Annotated in this window: 16 protein-coding genes; 11 read left to right on the top strand and 5 right to left on the bottom strand. The window is 68.1% G+C overall.

The genetic code is table 11. From position 1 onward, the window contains the following. Positions 1-247 precede the first annotated feature (247 nt). From AX730_RS04065 to prpE, 5 genes are all read left to right on the top strand, one after another. Complete coding sequence (locus AX730_RS04065; RefSeq protein ID WP_062352370.1) at positions 248-745, top strand: peptidylprolyl isomerase; 498 nt, start codon at positions 248-250, stop codon at positions 743-745. Between the two features lie 51 nt (positions 746-796). After that, positions 797-1,576: a hypothetical protein gene (locus tag AX730_RS04060; RefSeq protein WP_062352360.1), complete on the top strand. Its 780-nt coding sequence runs from the start codon at positions 797-799 to the stop codon at positions 1,574-1,576. A 129-nt stretch (positions 1,577-1,705) separates the two neighbouring features. Then, positions 1,706-2,908, top strand: a complete 1,203-nt coding sequence (locus AX730_RS04055) for a pyridoxal phosphate-dependent aminotransferase (RefSeq protein WP_062352357.1) — start codon at positions 1,706-1,708, stop codon at positions 2,906-2,908. A gap of 79 nt (positions 2,909-2,987) precedes the next feature. Beyond that, on the top strand, positions 2,988-3,974 hold the full coding sequence (locus AX730_RS04050; protein ID WP_062352354.1) for a malate dehydrogenase: 987 nt from the start codon (positions 2,988-2,990) through the stop codon (positions 3,972-3,974). A 182-nt stretch (positions 3,975-4,156) separates the two neighbouring features. Further along, the gene (gene prpE / locus AX730_RS04045) at positions 4,157-6,106 is read left to right on the top strand and encodes a propionate--CoA ligase (protein WP_083537709.1); all 1,950 of its coding nucleotides are present in this window, start codon (positions 4,157-4,159) and stop codon (positions 6,104-6,106) included. A 1-nt stretch (position 6,107) separates the two neighbouring features. Here prpE and AX730_RS04040 read toward each other — a convergent pair whose 3' ends face one another. Both AX730_RS04040 and AX730_RS04035 read right to left on the bottom strand, forming a co-directional pair. Then, positions 6,108-7,511: a M14 family zinc carboxypeptidase gene (locus AX730_RS04040; RefSeq protein ID WP_062352348.1), complete on the bottom strand. Its 1,404-nt coding sequence runs from the start codon at positions 7,509-7,511 to the stop codon at positions 6,108-6,110. 86 nt (positions 7,512-7,597) lie between these two features. Further along, positions 7,598-8,824: a citrate synthase family protein gene (locus AX730_RS04035; protein WP_062352345.1), complete on the bottom strand. Its 1,227-nt coding sequence runs from the start codon at positions 8,822-8,824 to the stop codon at positions 7,598-7,600. A 135-nt stretch (positions 8,825-8,959) separates the two neighbouring features. Here AX730_RS04035 and prpB point away from each other — a divergent pair, with 135 nt between their 5' ends. The 3 genes from prpB (at position 8,960) to AX730_RS04020 (ending at position 11,681) form a co-directional block, all read left to right on the top strand. Then, the gene (gene prpB / locus AX730_RS04030) at positions 8,960-9,844 is read left to right on the top strand and encodes a methylisocitrate lyase (protein WP_062352342.1); all 885 of its coding nucleotides are present in this window, start codon (positions 8,960-8,962) and stop codon (positions 9,842-9,844) included. 14 nt (positions 9,845-9,858) lie between these two features. Then, positions 9,859-11,013 carry a bifunctional 2-methylcitrate synthase/citrate synthase gene (gene prpC / locus AX730_RS04025; protein ID WP_062352326.1) on the top strand — a complete coding sequence of 385 codons (1,155 nt, stop codon included), beginning with the start codon at positions 9,859-9,861 and terminating at the stop codon, positions 11,011-11,013. Positions 11,014-11,183: 170 nt separating this feature from the next. Beyond that, the gene (locus AX730_RS04020; RefSeq protein ID WP_062352324.1) at positions 11,184-11,681 is read left to right on the top strand and encodes a hypothetical protein; all 498 of its coding nucleotides are present in this window, start codon (positions 11,184-11,186) and stop codon (positions 11,679-11,681) included. 18 nt (positions 11,682-11,699) lie between these two features. On the opposite strand, the gene AX730_RS04015 is transcribed toward AX730_RS04020, so the two are convergent. The 3 genes from AX730_RS04015 to AX730_RS04005 form a co-directional block, all read right to left on the bottom strand. Then, positions 11,700-12,311 carry a glutathione S-transferase family protein gene (locus tag AX730_RS04015; RefSeq protein ID WP_062352323.1) on the bottom strand — a complete coding sequence of 204 codons (612 nt, stop codon included), beginning with the start codon at positions 12,309-12,311 and terminating at the stop codon, positions 11,700-11,702. Positions 12,312-12,415: 104 nt separating this feature from the next. Further along, positions 12,416-12,871 (bottom strand): cell wall hydrolase, encoded by a 456-nt coding sequence (locus tag AX730_RS04010; protein WP_062352321.1) that lies wholly within the window; start codon positions 12,869-12,871, stop codon positions 12,416-12,418. 323 nt (positions 12,872-13,194) lie between these two features. Beyond that, complete coding sequence (locus AX730_RS04005; RefSeq protein WP_062352726.1) at positions 13,195-15,234, bottom strand: NADPH-dependent 2,4-dienoyl-CoA reductase; 2,040 nt, start codon at positions 15,232-15,234, stop codon at positions 13,195-13,197. A gap of 172 nt (positions 15,235-15,406) precedes the next feature. On the opposite strand from AX730_RS04005, the gene AX730_RS04000 reads away from it, so the two are divergent. From AX730_RS04000 to AX730_RS03990, 3 genes are all read left to right on the top strand, one after another. Further along, a complete protein-coding gene (locus AX730_RS04000; protein ID WP_062352320.1) occupies positions 15,407-16,726 on the top strand; it encodes a hypothetical protein in 1,320 nt (439 codons plus the stop codon). Beyond that, entirely contained in the window at positions 16,723-17,430 is a 708-nt protein-coding gene (locus AX730_RS03995; RefSeq protein ID WP_062352318.1) for a hypothetical protein, read from the top strand. Before AX730_RS04000 ends, AX730_RS03995 begins: the two co-directional genes overlap by 4 nt. After that, the coding region (locus AX730_RS03990; protein ID WP_157074092.1) for an ATP-binding protein at positions 17,423-18,585 on the top strand (1,163 nt) is incomplete at its 3' end. The genes AX730_RS03995 and AX730_RS03990, both read left to right, overlap by 8 nt.

Genomic DNA, 18,585 nt, shown 5'->3' with positions numbered 1-18,585 from the left:
GGAAAGAAGCGGCGTATTATAGCGGGCTATGGTGCGCTAAGCACCTGATTTATCGAAAAACGCCAGAATGAACGCCGTCGCGGGGGCCAGCCCTTGAAATCCCCGGCCGGCGCCGTGATCTGGCAACAGGGCCGGACCTGCCTGGCAGGCCCGGCCCGCCGCATCCCGCCCCGCGAGTGCCCCGTGCACGCAAGAGGCTGCCGGCAGTGCCCCGCAGTTCCCTCAATCACCCCTGGAGAACCGTTCCATGAGTCAGCTGACCGCCACCTTCGACACCTCGCACGGCCCGATCACGATCGAGCTGTACCCCGACAAGGCCCCGCTGACGGTGGCCAATTTCGTCAACCTGGCCAAGCGCGGCTTCTACGACGGCCTGAACTTCCACCGCGTGATCGCCGACTTCATGATCCAGGGCGGCTGCCCGGAAGGCTCGGGTCGCGGCGGACCGGGCTACCGCTTCGAAGACGAGACCAACAACGGCGTGCGCCACGAGCGCGGCGTCCTGTCGATGGCCAATGCCGGCCCGAACACCAACGGCAGCCAGTTCTTCATCACCCACGTGCCCACCCCGCACCTCGATGGTCGCCACACCGTGTTCGGCAAGGTCACCGAAGGCCTGGACGTGGTGGATGCGGTGAAGCAGGGCGACCTGATCACCAAGGTCACCATCGCGGGCGATACGGATGCCGTGCTGGCCGCCAAGGCCGAGCGCGTGGCGGAGTGGAACCGCTTCCTGTCCGCGTGATGGAATGAAAGGGCCGGTCACTGACCGGCCCTTCTCTTTGGGAGCACCATCATGAAGGATGATTGCCTGCGCCCGATGCGCATGGCCCTGCTGCTCGCGACGGTTCTGATGGCGGCGTCCTGCCGCCAGGATGACGGTGCCGACCCCGTCGCCGCGACGCCGGAGGTGGAGCAGTCCACCGCGGAAACCTTCCAGCGGAGCCTGGAGGGTCTGTGGAGCACCGAGGAAAGCGAGGGCGACGACGCCGAAGCGCTCTACCTCTTCGAATGGCAAGCCAGCGGCGGCCTGCGCGTGGTGCGCGATGGCGCCTGGCTGGACGGCAAGGTCGAGGATGTCGACCTGGACAACGGCACGCTGGCCCTGCACGTGACCTCCGATACCGGCCCCAGCGAGACCGTCACCGTGCGCAAGGTCCCCGATGCAACCACGGAGAGCGCGTTCACGCTGCGCATCACCTGGGGCGGCGGGCAGACCGAAGGCCTGGGCTTCGTGCGCCGCCTGACCGCGCGCGACCGCGCAGACGTCGCCGAAGCGGTCCGTATCGCCGGTAGGGGCGCCGCTCCGGCCAGCTGCGATACCGATGCGCCGGTGGGCAGCGTGCGCGCCGCGCTCGTCTGCGGGCACGAGGAGTTCGGTGCGCTGGACGCCGGCATGCGCACGCAGTTCAAGGAACTGGCGGACCGGTACCCCGATGGCGACCGCACGGTGGCCGCCGCGACCCGGCAATTGGACGCCTGCGGCACGCCCAGTTGCCTGCGCGCAGCCTATGCCCAGTGGCAGGCCTATTTCGACGAGAACTACGACCTGGGCGACGTCGTCGACTACCAGTGAGCGCGGAGGCGTGACGCCGCCGGCCTAGACCATGGGCTAGTCGGTCGCGGTGGGGTGCCGTGATACCATTTTGCGCCGCAAAAAAAGACGGCGGCGACGCTCCCTGACCTTTCCACGCGAGGTTGTGCAATGCCCCTGCTTGCCCGGCGCATCGGTCGCGCCAAGCCAAGTGCGATCATGGCGGTGGCCGAGAAGGCCAAGAAGCTGAAGGCCGATGGCCGCGACATCATCAGCTTTTCCATCGGCGTTCCGAACTTCCTGCCCGGCGACCACGTCTACCAGGCCGCGCGCGACGCGCTGGCGAAGGACTCCGGCCAGTACGGCAGCAACCGCGGCACCGACGCACTGCTGGATGCCTTCCTGCAGCACATCGAAGCGCTGGGCCTGACCGGCTACACGCGCGCCAACCTGTCCACCGGCATCGGCGCCAAGCACATCCTGTACAACCTGGCCGAGTCGCTGCTGGACGAGGGCGACACCATCGCGTATCCGTCGCCGTACTGGACCACGTACGCCGACATCGCCGACATCGTCAACGTGAAAGCGGTGCCGCTGCCGTGCCCGGCCAGCCAGGACTACAAGCTGACCCCGGCGCAGCTCGACGATGCGCTGGCGACGCATAAGCCGAAGGTCTTCCTGTTCAACAACCCGTCCAACCCGACGGGCATGGTCTATACGCGCGATGAAGTCGCTGCGCTGGCCGACGTACTGGTGAAGCATCCGGAGACCTGGATCATCACCGACGACATCTACAACCGCATGCTGTTCGACGGGCTGGCGTACACCAACTTCGTGCAGGCACGGCCGGAATTGCGCGAGCGCACGGTGTTCGTCGACTCGCTGTCGAAGACCTACGGCATGCCGGGCTGGCGCGTGGGCTTCATGGCCGGTCCCGAGTCTGTCGCGAAAGCGCTGACCACGATGAACTCCAACCACATCACCAACGTGCCGGAAGTCGTCACCGCCGCGGCGATCGCCGCGCTGACCGGTCCGCAGGACGTGCCGGTCGCGAAAAACGCCGAGTTCCAGGCCAAGCGCGACCAGGTGCTGGCGGCGATGGAGGCGATTCCCGGCGTGGTCTGCCCGCGTCCGCAGGGCGCGTTCTACGTATTCCCCGACATCAGCTGCGCGTTCGGCAAGTCGCACGATGGCGTGAAGATCGGGAACGACGTCGACTTCTGCAACGCGCTGCTCGATGCCAAGGGCGTGGCCTGCGTGCCGGGCTCGGCGTTCGGCGAGCCGCGCGCGCTGCGCATCAGCTACACCTGTCCGACGCCGCAGCTGGCGCCGGGCCTGCAACGCTTCCAGGAATTCTTTGCCGAGTTGAAGTAACCGTCGCGTGGGCCTTGGCCCACCTTTTCCCCACGCGGTGGGCCTGGGCCCGCCCTACGTAACCCCGAGGATCCGCATCATGAAAACCCCCGTCCGTGTTGCCGTCACCGGCGCTGCTGGCCAGATCGGCTACGCGCTGCTGTTCCGCATCGCTTCCGGCGAAATGCTGGGCAAGGACCAGCCGGTCATCCTGCAACTGCTCGAGCTGCCGCTGGAGAAAGCCCAGGCCGCGCTGAAGGGCGTGATCATGGAGCTGGAAGACTGCGCGTTCCCGCTGCTGGCTGGCACCATCGGCACCGATGATCCGGAAGTCGCGTTCAAGGACGTCGACGTGGCCCTGCTGGTCGGCGCGCGTCCGCGCGGCCCGGGCATGGAGCGCAAGGACCTGCTGCTGGAAAACGCCAAGATCTTCACCGCCCAGGGCGCGGCGCTGAACAAGGTCGCCAGCCGCAACGTCAAGGTGCTGGTGGTCGGCAACCCGGCCAACACCAATGCCTACATCGCGATGAAGTCGGCGCCGGACCTGCCGTCGAAGAACTTCACCGCCATGCTGCGCCTGGACCACAACCGCGCGCTGTCGCAGCTGGCCAACAAGGCCGGCGTCGCCGTGGGCGACATCGAGAAGCTGGTCGTGTGGGGCAACCATAGCCCGACCATGTACCCGGATTACCGCTTCGCCACCGTGAACGGGACGTCGCTGAAGGACAGCATCAACGATGCCGACTGGAACGCGAACGAGTTCATCCCGAAGGTCGGCAAGCGCGGCGCCGCGATCATCGAAGCGCGCGGCCTGTCGTCGGCCGCCTCGGCCGCCAATGCCGCCATCGATCACGTGCGCGACTGGGTACTGGGCAGCAACGGCAAGTGGGTGACGATGGGCATTCCGTCCGACGGCAGCTACGGCATTCCGGAAGGCGTGATGTTCGGCTTCGCCGTCACCACCGAGAACGGTGAGTACACGATGGTGAAGGACCTGCCGGTCGACGCCTTCAGCCAGGCCGCGATCGACAAGACGCTGGGCGAACTGGAAGAAGAGCGCAGCGGCGTGGCGCACCTGTTGGGCTGATCCGAGGTCGCAGGATCTGCATGAAACGCCGGGCATCGCCCGGCGTTTCGCGTTGTGGGGACGCGTTTTCGTACGCACAAAATCCCGTCGATCATTAAGCGGGAGCGTTGCGACGCGTGTCGAGTTACGCGGGCTGACGCCTCCATGAGGCGCCATGCGACCAAGGTAGGAAGGCCGCTGCCATGACGCGGGACTATGCTGCTCACAGTCGCTGCATCTGGGAGGATCGCATGGCATACGAAGACGTCTACCGGCGCTCGATCGAGCAGCCCGAGGCCTTCTGGGGCGAGGAAGCGAAGGCGATCCACTGGCATGCGCCGCCGCAGCAGGTGCTGGATTATTCGACGCCGCCGTTCCGCCGCTGGTTCGTCGGTGGGCAGACCAACCTCTGCTACAACGCCGTGGATCGCCATCTTGCCGAGCGCGGCGACCAGCTCGCGCTGGTGGCGGTATCCACCGAGACAGACGTCACCCGCGAACTGACCTACCGCGAGTTGTATCGCGAAGTGAATGCGTTCGCCGCCGTGTTGAAGAAGCTCGATGTCGGCCGCGGCGACCGCGTCGTCATCTACATGCCGAACATGGCCGAAGCGGTGTTCGCGATGCTGGCCTGCGCGCGCATCGGGGCGGTGCACTCGGTGGTGTTCGGCGGCTTCGCCGCGCATAACCTGGCGCTGCGTATCGACGACGCACAGCCCAAGCTGCTGATCGCCGCCGATGCCGGCAGCCGCGGCGGCAAGGTGATTCCATACAAGCCGCTGGTCGACGAAGCCTGCGCACAGGCTGCCACGCCGCCACCGAAAGTGCTGGTCGTGTCGCGCGGCCTCGATCCGGCCGAGCCGAAAGTGGAGGGTCGCGACGAGGACTACGCCACGCTGCGTGCCGAGGTCGGCGATACCGATGTTCCGGTGGAATGGCTGGAATCGAACGAGCCCAGCTACCTGCTCTACACCTCCGGCACCACCGGCAAGCCGAAGGGCGTGCAGCGCGATGTCGGCGGCTATGCGGTCGCGATGGCGCTGTCGATGCGTACCGTGTTCGATGTCGGGCCGGGGCAGGTGATGTTCTCCACCTCCGATGTCGGCTGGGCCGTCGGCCACTCGTACAACGTCTATGGCCCGTTGATCGTCGGTGCGACGTCGGTGCTGTACGAAGGCCTGCCGATCAATCCGGATGCCGGCATCTGGTGGGCGCTGTGCGAGCAGTACGGCGTGCGCACGATGTTCTCGTCGCCGACCGCGGTGCGCGTGCTGAAGAAGCACGACATCGATTTCATCAAGCGGCACGACCTGTCCGAGCTGAAGTACCTGTTCCTCGCGGGCGAGCCGCTGGATGAACCGACCGCACACTGGATCACCGATGCGATCGGCAAGCCGGTGATCGACAACTACTGGCAGACCGAAACCGGTTGGCCAGCGCTGACGCTGTTGCCGGGCCTGGACATGAAGCCGGTGCGCTTCGGTTCGCCGGGCTTCCCGAACCTCGGCTACCGGATGAAGGTGGTCGACGAGGGCACGGGCGAGGAGGTCGGGCCGGGAGAGAAGGGCGTACTGGTGATGCAGCCGCCGCTGCCGCCGGGCTGCATGACCACGATCTGGAACGATGACGCGCGCTTCCTGTCCAGCTACTTCAGCCACTTCAAGGAACTGCTGTACAGCTCACTGGACTGGGCGATCCGTGACGAGGACGGCTATACCTTCATCCTCGGGCGCACCGACGACGTCATCAACGTCGCCGGCCATCGCCTGGGCACGCGCGAGATCGAGGAGTCCGTGTCCGGTTTCCCCGCGGTGGCCGAAGCGGCCGTCATCGGCGTGGCGGATGAATTGAAGGGGCAGGTGCCGGTGGTGTTCGCCACGCTGCGCCAGGCGACCGAGGAGCCGCACGAACGCGTACAGGCCGCCGATGGCATGCGCCGCACGGTCGAACAGCGCCTCGGCGCGGTCGCGCGCCCGGCGCGCGTCTACATCGTCAACGCACTACCGAAGACCCGCTCGGGCAAGCTGTTGCGGCGTTCGCTGCAGGCGCTGGCACAGGGCGCCGATCCCGGTGATCTCTCGACGCTGGACGATCCCAACGCGCTCGAGGAGGTAAGGCGCGCGCTGCAGCGCGGTCCCGACGTCGGCAGCTGATTCAGGGCTTCGGCGGCGAAGGCGTCGCCGGGTCCACACTGCCGTCCAGCGTCCACACCACGTCGCGGCCCTGCGGATCGCGGCTCAGCACAAAGCGTGCGCTGCTGCCGGGCGCGAGCGGCAGCGGTGCGCGGGCATCCTCGTCGGCGTCATCGTTCGCCTCGATGACCGTGCGTTCGCCGGCATGGCCGGCAATCGGCACGACGAACAGCCCGCGTGCATCGATGCTGCGGCGCGCCTTTTTCGTGCCGAGGTCACCGACATCGGCGATCGCGCCGTCGGCTTCCGTGAGCGGATTGCGGAAATTGACCAGCAGGTCGGCGTGCAGCGGTGGCCGGCCCGGCACGGATACCGTGCCGCCGCGCACCAGCAGGTCGGGCCACACATCACCGTTCTCCGGCAGGTCGCGGTACAGCGCGGGCGACACGCCCACGTGGCTGCCGGTGGCGATGCTGTCCAGCGCGGCCACCATGCCGAGGAAGTACAGCTTGCGCAGGTGCTGCTTCTGCACGTCACCTTCGATGCCTCCGGCTTCGATCAGCACGGTGCTGGCGCCCCATTGCGTGGTGAGGTCGCCGAACGCGCGTGGATCGAAGGTCTCGTCCCAGCGCGCGATATGGCCGGCGAGATACGGTTCCAGCGCCGTGCGGATGACGCCGGCCACTTCGATGGCGCGCGTGCGCACGTCGTTGACGTCGGCGGCATGGTTGTAAGGCGGCGACAGCAATGCGATGGCCGTGCCGCGGTCGGAATCGCCGGCCCGGTAGCCCACGCGCTGGTCGTGCAGGTTGAAGCCGTACACCGGTTTCACCCGGTCGAACAGCGCCTTCAGCGTGCGTGCCTCGGGCGTGGCCAGCACGCGCGCATCGCGATTGAGGTCGATGCCCTGCGCGTTGCGGCGCTGGAAGCGCGCGGCGCCGTCGGGATTGACGATCGGGAAGACGTGCAGCGTGGCGTGCGCGTGCAGCTGCTTCACCAGCGGATGCTCCGGATGCTCGCCGAGGAAACGGAACAGGTCGGCCAGCGCCATCGACGCCGTGCTCTCGTCGCCGTGCATCTGCGACCACAGCAGTACCGAGGTCTTGCCCGTGCCCCAGCGCACGTGCCGCAGCGGACGATCCTCCACGCTGCGTCCGATGTCTTCGGTGCGGAACCCGCGTTTTTTTTCCAGCAGCGGTGTGGCGACCGACCACCAGTGCTCGGCGTTGAACGTGCGATCTTCCAACCCGGCGACGCGCAGCTTTGCGTCGTACAGCGCGTCGAGGTCGCGCAGCCATGCCGGCGGCGACGGGATCGAGATCGGCGCACCTCCGGCCGTGGTCGCGTCGGGTGTGTCGGTGTTCCGGGCGATGGTGGTGGGGATCATCATCGTCAGCAGCAGGCACAGGGTCAGGGCAGGGCGCATTGCAGCAGCGGCGGGAAGCGGGCCAAGGCAGGGTCACCGCATGTGCCGACGATGTCAAACGCACGCCGCTGCATGCGCTCAGTACATCAGGGCGATGTTGCAGGTGGGGTGACGCCGGTATAGCTCGCGCGTGGACGGATCAATCGTCCCTGCGCCTGTTGTTCCAATGCGTGCGCCAGCCAGCCCGCAAGGCGTCCGGCGGCGAACATCACCAGCGCCGGTGTCGCCGGCAGGCGATTGAGGTGGCAGATTGCGGCGAGCATGAAGTCGATGTTCGGACGCAGCCCGCTGATCTCCTCGGTCGCGACGATCAAGGTCTCCAGCGCCGCCATTTCTCGCGTACCCGCATGGCGCTCGCGCGCACGCAGCAACAGTTCCGCGCCGCGGGGATCGCCCTCGGGATACAGCGCATGGCCGAAACCGGGCAGGTCGTCGCCACGCTGCCAGCGCTGGGCGATGAAGGCGCGTGGCGACCGTGCTTCGGATGCATCGCCGATCAGTGCGTAGGCGCGTGCGGTGGCGCCACCGTGGCGCGGGCCGGACAACGCCGCCAAGCCACTGCACACGGTCGCATGCAGGTGCGCGCCGGTGGAGGCGACCACGCGTGCGGCGAAGGCGGACACATTGAGTTCGTGGTCCGCACACACGACCAGGGCGGCACGCACCAGTTCGGCGAAGCCATCGTCATCCGGGTGCCAGGCCTGCGCCAGTACGCGATGCACCGGCGCGTCGGACGGAGGGCGGGCCACCAGCAGCGCGGCGTTGTGGCGCAACAGGCCAGCCGCGATCTCATGGCGCATGCGTGGGGCGAAGCTGAAGGAATGGCGCACATCCAGCGCGAGCAGCGGGATGGCGGCCATCGCCCGTTCCAGTGGCGGCAGCGAGGCGTCGCCGGCGAGGGGTGCGACGACCGTCGGCCACTGCGTCAGTGAGGGCGCGGCGAAAGGATCGTCTGTGCCGCTGTCCCAGAGCTGCCGGGCCACGTCTTCCAGCGTGGCGCCTTCATGCACCATCACGATCGCCGAGCGGCCGCGGTAATAGGGGCCGTCGGGCCGGATCAAGGAGATCCGTGTTTCCAGCACCGGCAGGCCGCGGTCCAGGCTCTGCGCCGCACCGCGCGCCGCGCCGCGACCCACCTGCTTGCGCTGCGCCAGTCTTTCCACGTCCTGCAGCAGGTACAGGCGGCTGCGGTGGTCCTTGCCGGGGCGCGACTCCAGCAGGCCCCGACTGACGTACGCATACAGCGTGGCCTGGCTGATGCCGAGCAGGTGGCAGGTCTCGCGGGCGGTCAACAGATCGGTGGAGGCGGCCATGCTGAAATATTGATTCGTTCGATCAAGATTGATCAACCCTGCGGATGGTGCCAGATTTGCGACCCGAAGAGGGGCGTACCCTTCACGCACCTCCGGCGGCCGGCACATCCGGGCGCCAGATCGACAGGAGTTCCCATGAGTTCCGTTTCCGCAGGCGCGAAGTTCCGTGCCGCCCTTGCCGCCGAATCCCCGCTGCAGGTGATCGGCGCCATCAATGCCAACCACGCCCTGCTGGCCAAGCGCGCCGGCTACCGGGCCATCTACCTGTCTGGCGGCGGCGTCGCCGCGGGCTCGCTCGGCCTGCCCGACCTCGGCATCAATACGCTGGAAGACGTGTTGATCGACGTGCGCCGCATCACCGACGTCTGCGACCTGCCGCTGATGGTCGACATCGACACTGGCTTCGGTCCCAGCGCGTTCAACATCGAGCGCACGGTGAAGTCGCTGATCAAGGCCGGCGCTGCCGCCTGCCACATCGAGGACCAGGTCGGCGCCAAGCGCTGCGGTCATCGTCCCGGCAAGGAAATCGTGTCGGCCGGCGAAATGGTCGACCGCGTCAAGGCCGCCGCCGACGCGAAGACCGATCCGGACTTCTTCCTGATCGCGCGTACCGACGCCATCCAGGTCGAAGGCGTCGATGCCGCCATCGAGCGCGCCATGGCCTGCGTCGAAGCCGGCGCCGACGGCATCTTCGCCGAGGCCGCCTACGACCTGCCGACGTATCAGCGCTTCGTCGACGCGGTGAAGGTGCCCGTGCTGGCCAACATCACCGAGTTCGGCAAGACGCCGCTGTTCACCCGCGACGAACTGGCCTCGGTCGGCGTGGCGATCCAGCTGTATCCGCTGTCGGCGTTCCGCGCCATGAACAAGGCCGCAGAGAACGTCTACGAGGCCATCCGCCGCGATGGCCACCAGCAGAACGTGGTCGACACCATGCAGACCCGCGAGGAGCTGTACGACCGCATCGGTTACCACGCCTTCGAGCAGAAGCTCGATACCCTGTTTTCCGCAAAGAAGTGAGTAGGGAGTCCACCATGAGCGACACCACGCCTGCGCCCGGCTTCAAGCCGAAGAAATCCGTCGCGCTGTCCGGCACTGCCGCCGGCAACACCGCACTGTGCACCGTCGGCCGCACCGGCAACGACCTGCATTACCGTGGTTACGACATCCTCGACCTGGCCACCACCAGCGAGTTCGAGGAAGTCGCCTACCTGCTGGTGCACGGCAAGCTGCCCAACCGTGCCGAGCTGGCCGGGTACAAGGCCAAGTTGAAGTCGCTGCGTGGCATCCCGGCGGCGGTGAAGGCCGCGCTGGAAGAGTTGCCGCCGTCGGCGCATCCGATGGACGTGATGCGTACCGGCGTGTCGATCCTGGGGTGCGTGTCGCCCGAGAAGGACGACCACAACCATCCGGGCGCGCGCGACATCGCCGATAAGCTGATGGCCTCGCTCGGCTCGATGCTGCTGTACTGGTACCACTGGAGCCACAACGGTCGCGCCATCGACGTCGAGACCGACGACGACTCCATCGGCGGGCATTTCCTGCACCTGCTGCATGGCGAGCCGCCGAAGGAGAGCTGGGTGCGCGCGATGCACACCTCACTGATCCTGTATGCCGAGCATGAGTTCAACGCGTCCACCTTCACCTGCCGCGTCATCGCCGGCACCGGCAGCGACATGCATTCGGCCATCGCCGGCGGCATCGGCGCGCTGCGCGGCCCGAAGCACGGCGGCGCGAATGAAGTCGCCTTCGAAGTGCAGAAGCGCTACGAGTCGCCCGATGAAGCGGAGGCCGACATCAAGGCGCGCGTCGAACGCAAGGAAGTGGTGATCGGGTTCGGCCATCCGGTCTACACCACCGGCGACCCGCGCAACGACGTCATCAAGCACGTCGCGAAGGAGCTTTCCGCCGAGCAGTCGAGCATGAAGATGTACGACATCGCCGAGCGCCTGGAGTCGGTGATGTGGGACATCAAGAAGATGTTCCCGAACCTCGACTGGTTCAGTGCGGTCAGCTACCACATGATGGGCGTGCCGACGGCGATGTTCACCCCGCTGTTCGTCATCGCGCGTACCAGCGGCTGGAGCGCGCACGTCATCGAGCAGCGCATCGACGGCAAGATCATCCGTCCCAGCGCCAATTACACGGGGCCTGAGGATCTGGCCTTCGTGCCGATCGACCAGCGCTGAGCCATTCCAGCGGGAACCTGCGGGGCCGCTTCGACCAAGGTCGGGCGGCCCCGTGTCGTTTGTGTGACCCGCGTGGCAGCCCGGGACCGCGCGTCCGCGGTACTACTGGCGGGATCAAGGGGTGTGTCGCGACCGTCGGGAGGGGCCCGTGGCGCACACAGGGGAACGCCATGCAGACGATGTGGTGCAAGACCGACGCAGGACGGAACGAGATCCAGCAACGCACGCGCAAGTTGCCGGCGGGGTTGCGGTCGATCCTGTTGCTGGTCGATGGCCAGCGCAACGACGACGAACTGCGCGCGATGATGAGCGGGCTGCATGCGCCAGACGATGCCTTGCAGCAACTGGCCGCGGACGGATTGATCGAGCGGCGTTCGGGTGCCGCGTGGGTGCTGGCGGCCGTCGCCACGCCGAAGGCGAACGATGCCTTGCAGGCCTCCACCAAGACGGCGGCCGACCGCTACAACCTGCTGTATGCGCGCATCACCGACGACATCCGTTCGCACATCGGCCTGAAGGGCTACTTCCTGCAGCTCAAGGTCGAGCGCTGCGCCGATGCGGACGAACTGGTGGCGCTGCTGCCGGACGTGGCCACCGCGCTGACGAAGGCGCGCGACCACACCTTCGCCACGCGCTGGCTGGAAGACGTGCGCGCGACCGTGGTCTGACGCGCGCCGTCGCAACGGTCAGGCCAGGCCTTCGGCCTTCAGCGCCGCCTGCACGCCGGCATCGGCTTCCATGCGCTGCTTGAAGGCGGCGATGTTCGGCAGGCCGGACAGGTCGACGCCCATGCGGTCGGCCCAGCGCAGCGTGATGTAGAAGTAAGGGTCGGCGTAGCTGCGGAAGCCGGCCAGCCAGTCGCGGCCTTCCAGCTGTTTTTCCGCGCTTTCGTACAGACCGCGCAGACGCTTGCGTGCGACGTCCTTGACGGTATCGAACTGCGCCTCGTCGTTGATGAAGCGCGCCGGCCCGAACAGCGGGTGGAACGCCGGGTGCACATCGGAGTTGACGAACGACAGCCAGCGCGAGGCCTGCGCGCGCTGCTGCGGGGAGCCATCGCCAGCGAGCTTCGCGTCCGGATACGTGTCGGCGATGTAGCCCATGATCGCGGCGTTCTGCGTCAGCACGAAATCGCCATCGACGATCGCCGGCACCGCGCCGGTCGGATTGATCGCCAGGTAGGCCGGTTCCTTCATTTCCGCCGCCGTCATCACCTGCACATCGAACGGTTGTCCGGTCCACTGCAGTGCGATGTGGTCGGCGGTGGAGCAGGCGTTAGGCTTGGTGTAGAGCTTCATCTGGTGTCCCCGGGAAAAAGAAAGGCCCGCGATTATCGCGGGCCTCGAATGTTTCCAGCGTGATGTGCGGTGCAACGGACCGTCGCACCACACGACGTGCCGTCTCAGGAACGCGGCTTGAGTTTCTGCACGCGCAGGAACGTGTGATCGCCGATCGTCGCCACGTGGTACGCGTTGCGCCAGCTCGGGCTGGCGATCTGGTGCGCCATGAAGTGGCTGGCGCCCGGCACGATCTCCTTGCGCTGGCCCGGCGGCAGGGCCCAGTTGCGTTCGGCGTTCAGGGCGACAGTGACCGACTTGGCCCAGGCGTCCGGGTTCTTCAGGCGGGTGTTCGGGCCGACGATGGTCGGGGCGAACTGCTTGCGGGCGGTGACCACGGAGCAGACGGAATCGCCCCACAGGCCGCTGTCACGACGGCGCAGGGCGACCTCGGCGACGGCCTGCTGGCCGCGGAGGGTCTGGTCGCGCGCTTCCAGGTATACGGTGGTGCTGAGGCAAAGCGAATCGGCGGCCGGCTGCGGCAACATCTGCGACAGCCATAGGATCCAGGCCAGTTTCATGGGAACTCCTTGCTCCGTCTTTCCCGCACCCCTGCCTCTCCCGTCACGATGGGAGCGGCAAACCTGGGACATGCGGCAGGGCGTCATGGGGAGGCAGCCGTCACACGGGCTGCCCGGGGACCGGCAAGGCCGGATCAGAGGGATCCGAGCGCCGGGCTCAGCCCGCCTGAACTGGGCGGCGGGCCGGAAAGTCGGCGCAAGGTAGGGGGGGTAGTCCCAACTCGGCCTGAACGGACCGGCTTGACGCCGGGGGTATCGATCTGGCTGGAAACTGTGAAGAGCGTCGCAGGGCGAGGCCCGGAAATCGCCTCCGGACCCTGTATCTACAGGCCGGCGGCGAGGCGGCTTCCCTGGTCGATCGCGCGCTTGGCGTCCAGCTCCGCGGCCACGTCGGCGCCGCCGATCAGGTGCGGCGTCCGGCCGGCGGCGATCAGGTCCGCCTGTAGCTCGCGGCGTGGCTCCTGGCCGGCGCAGACCACCACGTGGTCGACCGGCAGCACCTGTTCGGCGCCACTCACCTTGATGCGCAGGCCGGCGTCGTCGACGCCCAGGTACTCCACGCCGCCCAGCATCGTCACCTGCTTGGCCTTCAACGTGGCCCGGTGCACCCAGCCGCTGGTCTTGCCCAGCCGGGCACCCGGCTTGCCGGCACTGCGCTGCAGCAGCCAGACCTCGCGCGCCGGCGGTTCCGGCTGCGGCTTCACCAGGCTGCCGCGGGCCTCGAAGGTCGGGTCCACGCCCCATTCGGCCATCCAGCGGGCCGGGTCCAGCGAGGGCGAGTGGCCTTCGTGGGTCAGGTACTCGGCCACGTCGAAGCCGATGCCGCCCGCCCCGATCAGCGCCGCGCGTGCGCCGACGGTGACACGGCCGGACAGCACGTCGACGTAGCTGACCACCTTGGCGTGGTCGGCGCCCGCGAAGGCGACCTTGCGCGGGCTGATGCCGGTGGCGAGCACGACCTCGTCGAAGCCGGCCAGGTCGGCGGCGGTCACCGGCGAGGACAGCCTCACCTCGACCCGGGTCTCCTCCAGCCGATGGCGGAAGTAGCGCAGCGTCTCGTGGAACTCTTCCTTGCCCGGGATCCGCTTGGCGTAGTTGAACTGGCCGCCGATCTCGTCGGCGGCATCGAACAGCGTCACCCGGTGGCCGCGCTCGGCGGCGACGGTCGCGCAGGCCAGGCCGGCCGGACCGGCGCCGACCACGGCGATGGTCTTCGGCGCGAACGTCTTCTTATAGGTGAGGTCGGTCTCGTGGCAGGCGCGCGGATTGACCAGGCAGCTGGCGAGCTTGTTCTCGAACACATGGTCCAGGCAGGCCTGGTTGCAGGCGATGCAGGTGTTGATCGCCTGCGGCCGGCCGGCGCGCGCCTTGGCCGTCCACTGCGGATCGGCCAGCAGCGGACGGGCCAGCGACACCATGTCGGCCTTGCCGGCGGCGAGGATGCCTTCGGCCACCTCCGGCATGTTGATGCGGTTGGTCGCCACCAGCGGCACGCGCACATGCGGCTTGAGCTTGGCGGTGACGTCGACGAAGGCCGCGCGCGGCACCGACGTGACGATGGTCGGCACGCGCGCCTCGTGCCAGCCGATGCCGGAATTGATGATCGTCGCGCCGGCCGCTTCCACCGCCTTGGCCTGCGCGACGATTTCGTCCCACTGGTTGCCGTCGTCGACCAGGTCGATCAGCGACAGCCGGTAGATGAGGATGAAATCCGGGCCGACCGCCTCGCGGACGCGGCGGACGATCTCCACCGCGAAGCGCATGCGCTTCTCCGGCGTGCCGCCCCAGGCGTCGTTGCGCTTGTTGGTGCGCGGGGCGGTGAATTCGTTGATGAAATAGCCCTCCGAACCCATGATCTCGACGCCGTCGTAGCCGGCGTCGCGCGCCAGCTTCGCCGCGTTGGCGTAGGCGTTGATCTGGCGCTCGATGCCGCGGGCCGACAGTGCGCGCGGGGTGAAGGGGTTGATCGGCGCCTTGATCTTCGACGGCGCCACCGTCAGCGGGTGATAGCCGTAGCGGCCGGCGTGCAGGAGCTGCGCGCAGATCTTCGCGCCGTGCTCGTGCACCGCCTCGGTGACGAACCGGTGCGGCCGCGCTTCCCACGGCCACGACAGCTTGCCGCCGAAGGGCTTCAGCCAGCCCACCAGGTTCGGCGAGAAGCCGCCGGTGACGATCAGGCCGACGCCGCCGGCCGCGCGCTCGGCGAAGTAGGCCGCCAATCGCGGGAAGTCCTTCGCCCGGTCTTCCAGACCCGTATGCATCGAGCCCATCAGCACGCGGTTGCGCACCGTGGTGAAGCCCAGGTCCAGCGGGGTGAACAGGTGCGGGTAGGGCGAAGCGTCGGTGGCGGCGGCGGTCGACATCATGCGAGTGGTGGATACGCGTGCGTATGGAAAGGCGAACGATGCCGCGACCGGGCGTCCGGCGCAAGCGGCATCCGTGGCGCGCAGCAGGGCACAGACCCGGCCGCCTTGCAAGAGTTGTCCGGCGCGGGCGGCTCGGGGACCATGGGGCTACCCAGGTTCCCGGCCCTTCATGGATACCGCCTCACCGCCCCTGCACGACTACCTGCGCGCCGGCTTCGCCGCCGCCGACCTGCCGGACCTCCATCCCCTGCTCAATGCCCGCGACCTGCTGCGGGCCTTCTCGACGCTGTTCCACGGCGGCGAGGAGAGCGTGATGGTGCGCCTGCTGGTCCTGCGCACCATCGGCGAGCGCGGGCAGGCGCCAGACTGGTCGCCGCAGGAGCTGCGCGACCAGTTCGCCTACCTCGACCCGGTCAAGTTCGACACCGTGCTCGGCCGCCTGCGCGAGAACGGCCTGCTGCTGTGGGACGCCCCCAGCCAGCGCTACCGCATCAGCCCGGTCGGCCGGCAGGCGCTGGCCTCGATCGGCCTGCTGCTGCAGTTCCAGCGCGAAGGCGACGAACTCGCCTACGTCACCGCACAGCTGGCGGCCGGGCAGGCCATGGGCCGCGTCGGCGCCGACGATCTTCAACACCTGCTGTCGCGCCTCAACGAGCTGCGCGAGGACTTCGACCAGGCCGTGCTCAGTGGTTCCGAGCACCGCATCCATCGCGCCGCCGACACCCTGCAGTCGGTCTGGCAGTGGGTGGAGAAGGGCACGGAACTGATCCGCGACATCGCCGCCGACGGTGAGCTCGACACCGCCACCCACCGCGTCGCCCAGCAGATCGGGCGTGCGCAGAGCGCGCTGCTGCGGCAGGCGTCGGTATTCCAGCGCGCGCTGAACCAGTTGGATCGCCATCGCGTGCATCTCGGTGCCAGCGGCCTGTCGTCGTCCGACGTCAACCGCTACCTGCGCGTGCTCGACACCACGGCGCTCGCGGCGCTCGCCGACGACGTGCTCGCGCGCATGCCGCAGCCGGCGTTCGCGCTCGGTCCGATCGCCCTGGACGTGGCCGAGTACGAACTGGTCGAACGCGAGCGGGCCGCGCAGGACGACGCTTCGCTGCCGCCATCGCAGGTGGCGCCGATGGAAACGCCGGCGCCGGTCGTGCAGAACGACTACGGCCATGCCGAGCAGTGGTTCGACCAGCTCGCTGCGCTCGACAGCGAAGCGCCGCTCTCCGACTGGGTGCCGCAGGATGGCTTCGCGGTCAGCGCGTACCGGCTGTCGCTGCTGGGCCTGATCGGCGATGCCGGCGCCGAGAACCGCCACGGTGTCGCGGCCTCGCTGGCGCAGCTGCCGATGCAGTGGCATGTCGATGCCGAATTCGAAGCCGTGCAGCGCGCCGGCGTGGCTTACATGAGCCGCGGCCGCCTGCTGCCGCAGACCCCCGAAGCGCAGGCCACGCCCGCGCCTTCCCGCAAGAAGAAAGCCCGTACCGCATGAACGACCCCATTGCTTCCCTGATCGCGCGGCTGCTCGCCGAACGCTGGCTGCCGCGCGACGACCGCGCCGTGCGCCAAGTGCTGGTTGACGCCGAACTGCGCGACGATCTCGACCGTCGCCTTGCCGCCACCGGCCTGCGCCTGCTCGAACATCCTTATGCGGCGCACGTCGCCGTCGGCATCGCGCGCCAGCAGGAGAGCGAGGTGTTCGGCCATGGCGACGCCTGGGCAGCCAGCAACCTGTCGCTGGGCCGCGACACCGTCGCGCTGCTCGTCGTGCTGTGGGCACTGCTGGTGCTGCCGAAGCGCCAGCGCCAGATCGCGCGGCAGGAAGGCGACCGCCAGCACGAGCAGGAACAGATGTTTGCCGAACTGAAGCCGGTGCCGGTGGGCGCGGAACTGATCGAGCCGATCAACGAGCGCACGCTGTTGGCCGACTTCGCCGACAAGCTGGGCGGCAAGGGCCGCCTGCAGATGAACCTCGGCACGCTGCAGCGGCACGGCTTCATCGTGCGCCGGCGCGAGCGCATCCAGGAAGGTCCGTTGCTCGACCTGGCCTTCGATTACGAACGCATCGCCAGCCGCGTGATGGACGGCGCGCTGGCGCACGTGATCGAAGAGGCGCGCGCCTCGCAGGCGAACGCGCCCGACCTGCCGCCGGACGAGAACGTGGACGAAGCGAACGAGGAGCAGGCCGATGTTTGAGTTCCGCAGCCTGGAAGTCGTCCACTGGGACTACTGGCAGCGCTACACGCTGCCGCTGGACGCGTCGGTCATCACCGTGGTCGGGCCGAACGGCTCCGGCAAGACCACGCTGCTCGATGCGCTGCGCACGTTGCTCGCCATCGACGACCGCGACATGGCGCGCGACTACAAGACTTACCTGCGCCACAACGGCAAGCCGTATGCGTGGTTGCGCGCGGTGGTCAGCAATCCGGTCGACCGGCGCGGCAAGCGTGCGTTCTTCCCGCACATGGACGAGCAGGTCACCATCGCCTGCCGCATCCGCAAGCGTGGCGGCGACTGGTCGCGCGACTACCAGATCGTCGCCGGCGACGTGCCGGTGGAAACGCTGGACCAGGGCGGCGACTGGCTGGGCGTGCGCGATTACCGCGTGCGCCTGGCGGGCGCCGGCCTGAGCCGCGCGATCTGCCGCGTGCTGACGCTGGAGCAGGGCGCGACCGACAAGCTGTGCCAGCTCTCGCCGCGCGAACTGCTGCAGCTGGTGTTCGACGTGTTCGAGGACAAGGCGGTGCTGGACGACTACCAGCGCGCACGCAACGAGCAGTTCGACGTGGAGAAGGAGATCGGCCAGCTGCAGCAGGGCCTGGCCGAGCTGCACGTGAAGCTGGAATCCTCGCGGGCCGATGTGCGTTCGTTCGAGGACGGCCTGTCGCTGCGCTCGCAACGCAATCGCCTGCAGACCGAGATCGCACCGAAGGTGGAGCTGGCCGATCAGCGCGCCACCATCGAAGGCGCGCGCCCGCGCCTGACCGGCCTGCGCCGCGCGCTGCGCGAGCGCCAGCGTGCGCATGCGAACCTGCTGGCGCAGGAAGTGGCTGCCCAGTTGCAGCGCGACCGCGCCGGTACGGACCTGGTCGATACGCGTGCGCAGCTCAAACAGGCGGAAGCCGTCTTCACCCAGGCGCGCGACCACGCACGCGATGCGGAGTCGCTGGTGCGCCGCCATGACGAGCTGGCGAAGCTGCAGGCCGAGCGTGGCGTCGCCGACGTGGATGCCTTGAGCAGGGAGCTGGAGGATGGCCGTCGCCGCCAGGCCGAGCTGAAGCTCGAAGCCGAGCGCGATCGCCAGCGTACCGGCGAGATCACCACGCAGGTCGCCGCGCTCAGTCGCGGCGG

The organism is Pseudoxanthomonas mexicana (assembly GCF_001556105.1).
GTDB classification, from domain to species: Bacteria; Pseudomonadota; Gammaproteobacteria; order Xanthomonadales; family Xanthomonadaceae; genus Pseudoxanthomonas_A; species Pseudoxanthomonas_A mexicana_A.
Note: the sequence above shows the minus strand (reverse complement) of the source record. Positions and strands in the feature narration are given on the sequence as shown.

Excerpts from the sequence above, each read along its gene's own strand:
- AX730_RS04065 (WP_062352370.1), top strand. The coding sequence starts at position 248 with ATGAGTCAGCTGACCGCCACCTTCGACACCTCGCACGGCCCGATCACG.
- AX730_RS04060 (WP_062352360.1), top strand. The coding sequence starts at position 797 with ATGAAGGATGATTGCCTGCGCCCGATGCGCATGGCCCTGCTGCTCGCG.
- AX730_RS04055 (WP_062352357.1), top strand. The coding sequence starts at position 1,706 with ATGCCCCTGCTTGCCCGGCGCATCGGTCGCGCCAAGCCAAGTGCGATC.
- AX730_RS04050 (WP_062352354.1), top strand. The coding sequence starts at position 2,988 with ATGAAAACCCCCGTCCGTGTTGCCGTCACCGGCGCTGCTGGCCAGATC.
- prpE (WP_083537709.1), top strand. The coding sequence starts at position 4,157 with ATGACGCGGGACTATGCTGCTCACAGTCGCTGCATCTGGGAGGATCGC.
- AX730_RS04040 (WP_062352348.1), bottom strand. The coding sequence starts at position 7,511 with ATGCGCCCTGCCCTGACCCTGTGCCTGCTGCTGACGATGATGATCCCC.
- AX730_RS04035 (WP_062352345.1), bottom strand. The coding sequence starts at position 8,824 with ATGGCCGCCTCCACCGATCTGTTGACCGCCCGCGAGACCTGCCACCTG.
- prpB (WP_062352342.1), top strand. The coding sequence starts at position 8,960 with ATGAGTTCCGTTTCCGCAGGCGCGAAGTTCCGTGCCGCCCTTGCCGCC.
- prpC (WP_062352326.1), top strand. The coding sequence starts at position 9,859 with ATGAGCGACACCACGCCTGCGCCCGGCTTCAAGCCGAAGAAATCCGTC.
- AX730_RS04020 (WP_062352324.1), top strand. The coding sequence starts at position 11,184 with ATGCAGACGATGTGGTGCAAGACCGACGCAGGACGGAACGAGATCCAG.
- AX730_RS04015 (WP_062352323.1), bottom strand. The coding sequence starts at position 12,311 with ATGAAGCTCTACACCAAGCCTAACGCCTGCTCCACCGCCGACCACATC.
- AX730_RS04010 (WP_062352321.1), bottom strand. The coding sequence starts at position 12,871 with ATGAAACTGGCCTGGATCCTATGGCTGTCGCAGATGTTGCCGCAGCCG.
- AX730_RS04005 (WP_062352726.1), bottom strand. The coding sequence starts at position 15,234 with ATGTCGACCGCCGCCGCCACCGACGCTTCGCCCTACCCGCACCTGTTC.
- AX730_RS04000 (WP_062352320.1), top strand. The coding sequence starts at position 15,407 with ATGGATACCGCCTCACCGCCCCTGCACGACTACCTGCGCGCCGGCTTC.
- AX730_RS03995 (WP_062352318.1), top strand. The coding sequence starts at position 16,723 with ATGAACGACCCCATTGCTTCCCTGATCGCGCGGCTGCTCGCCGAACGC.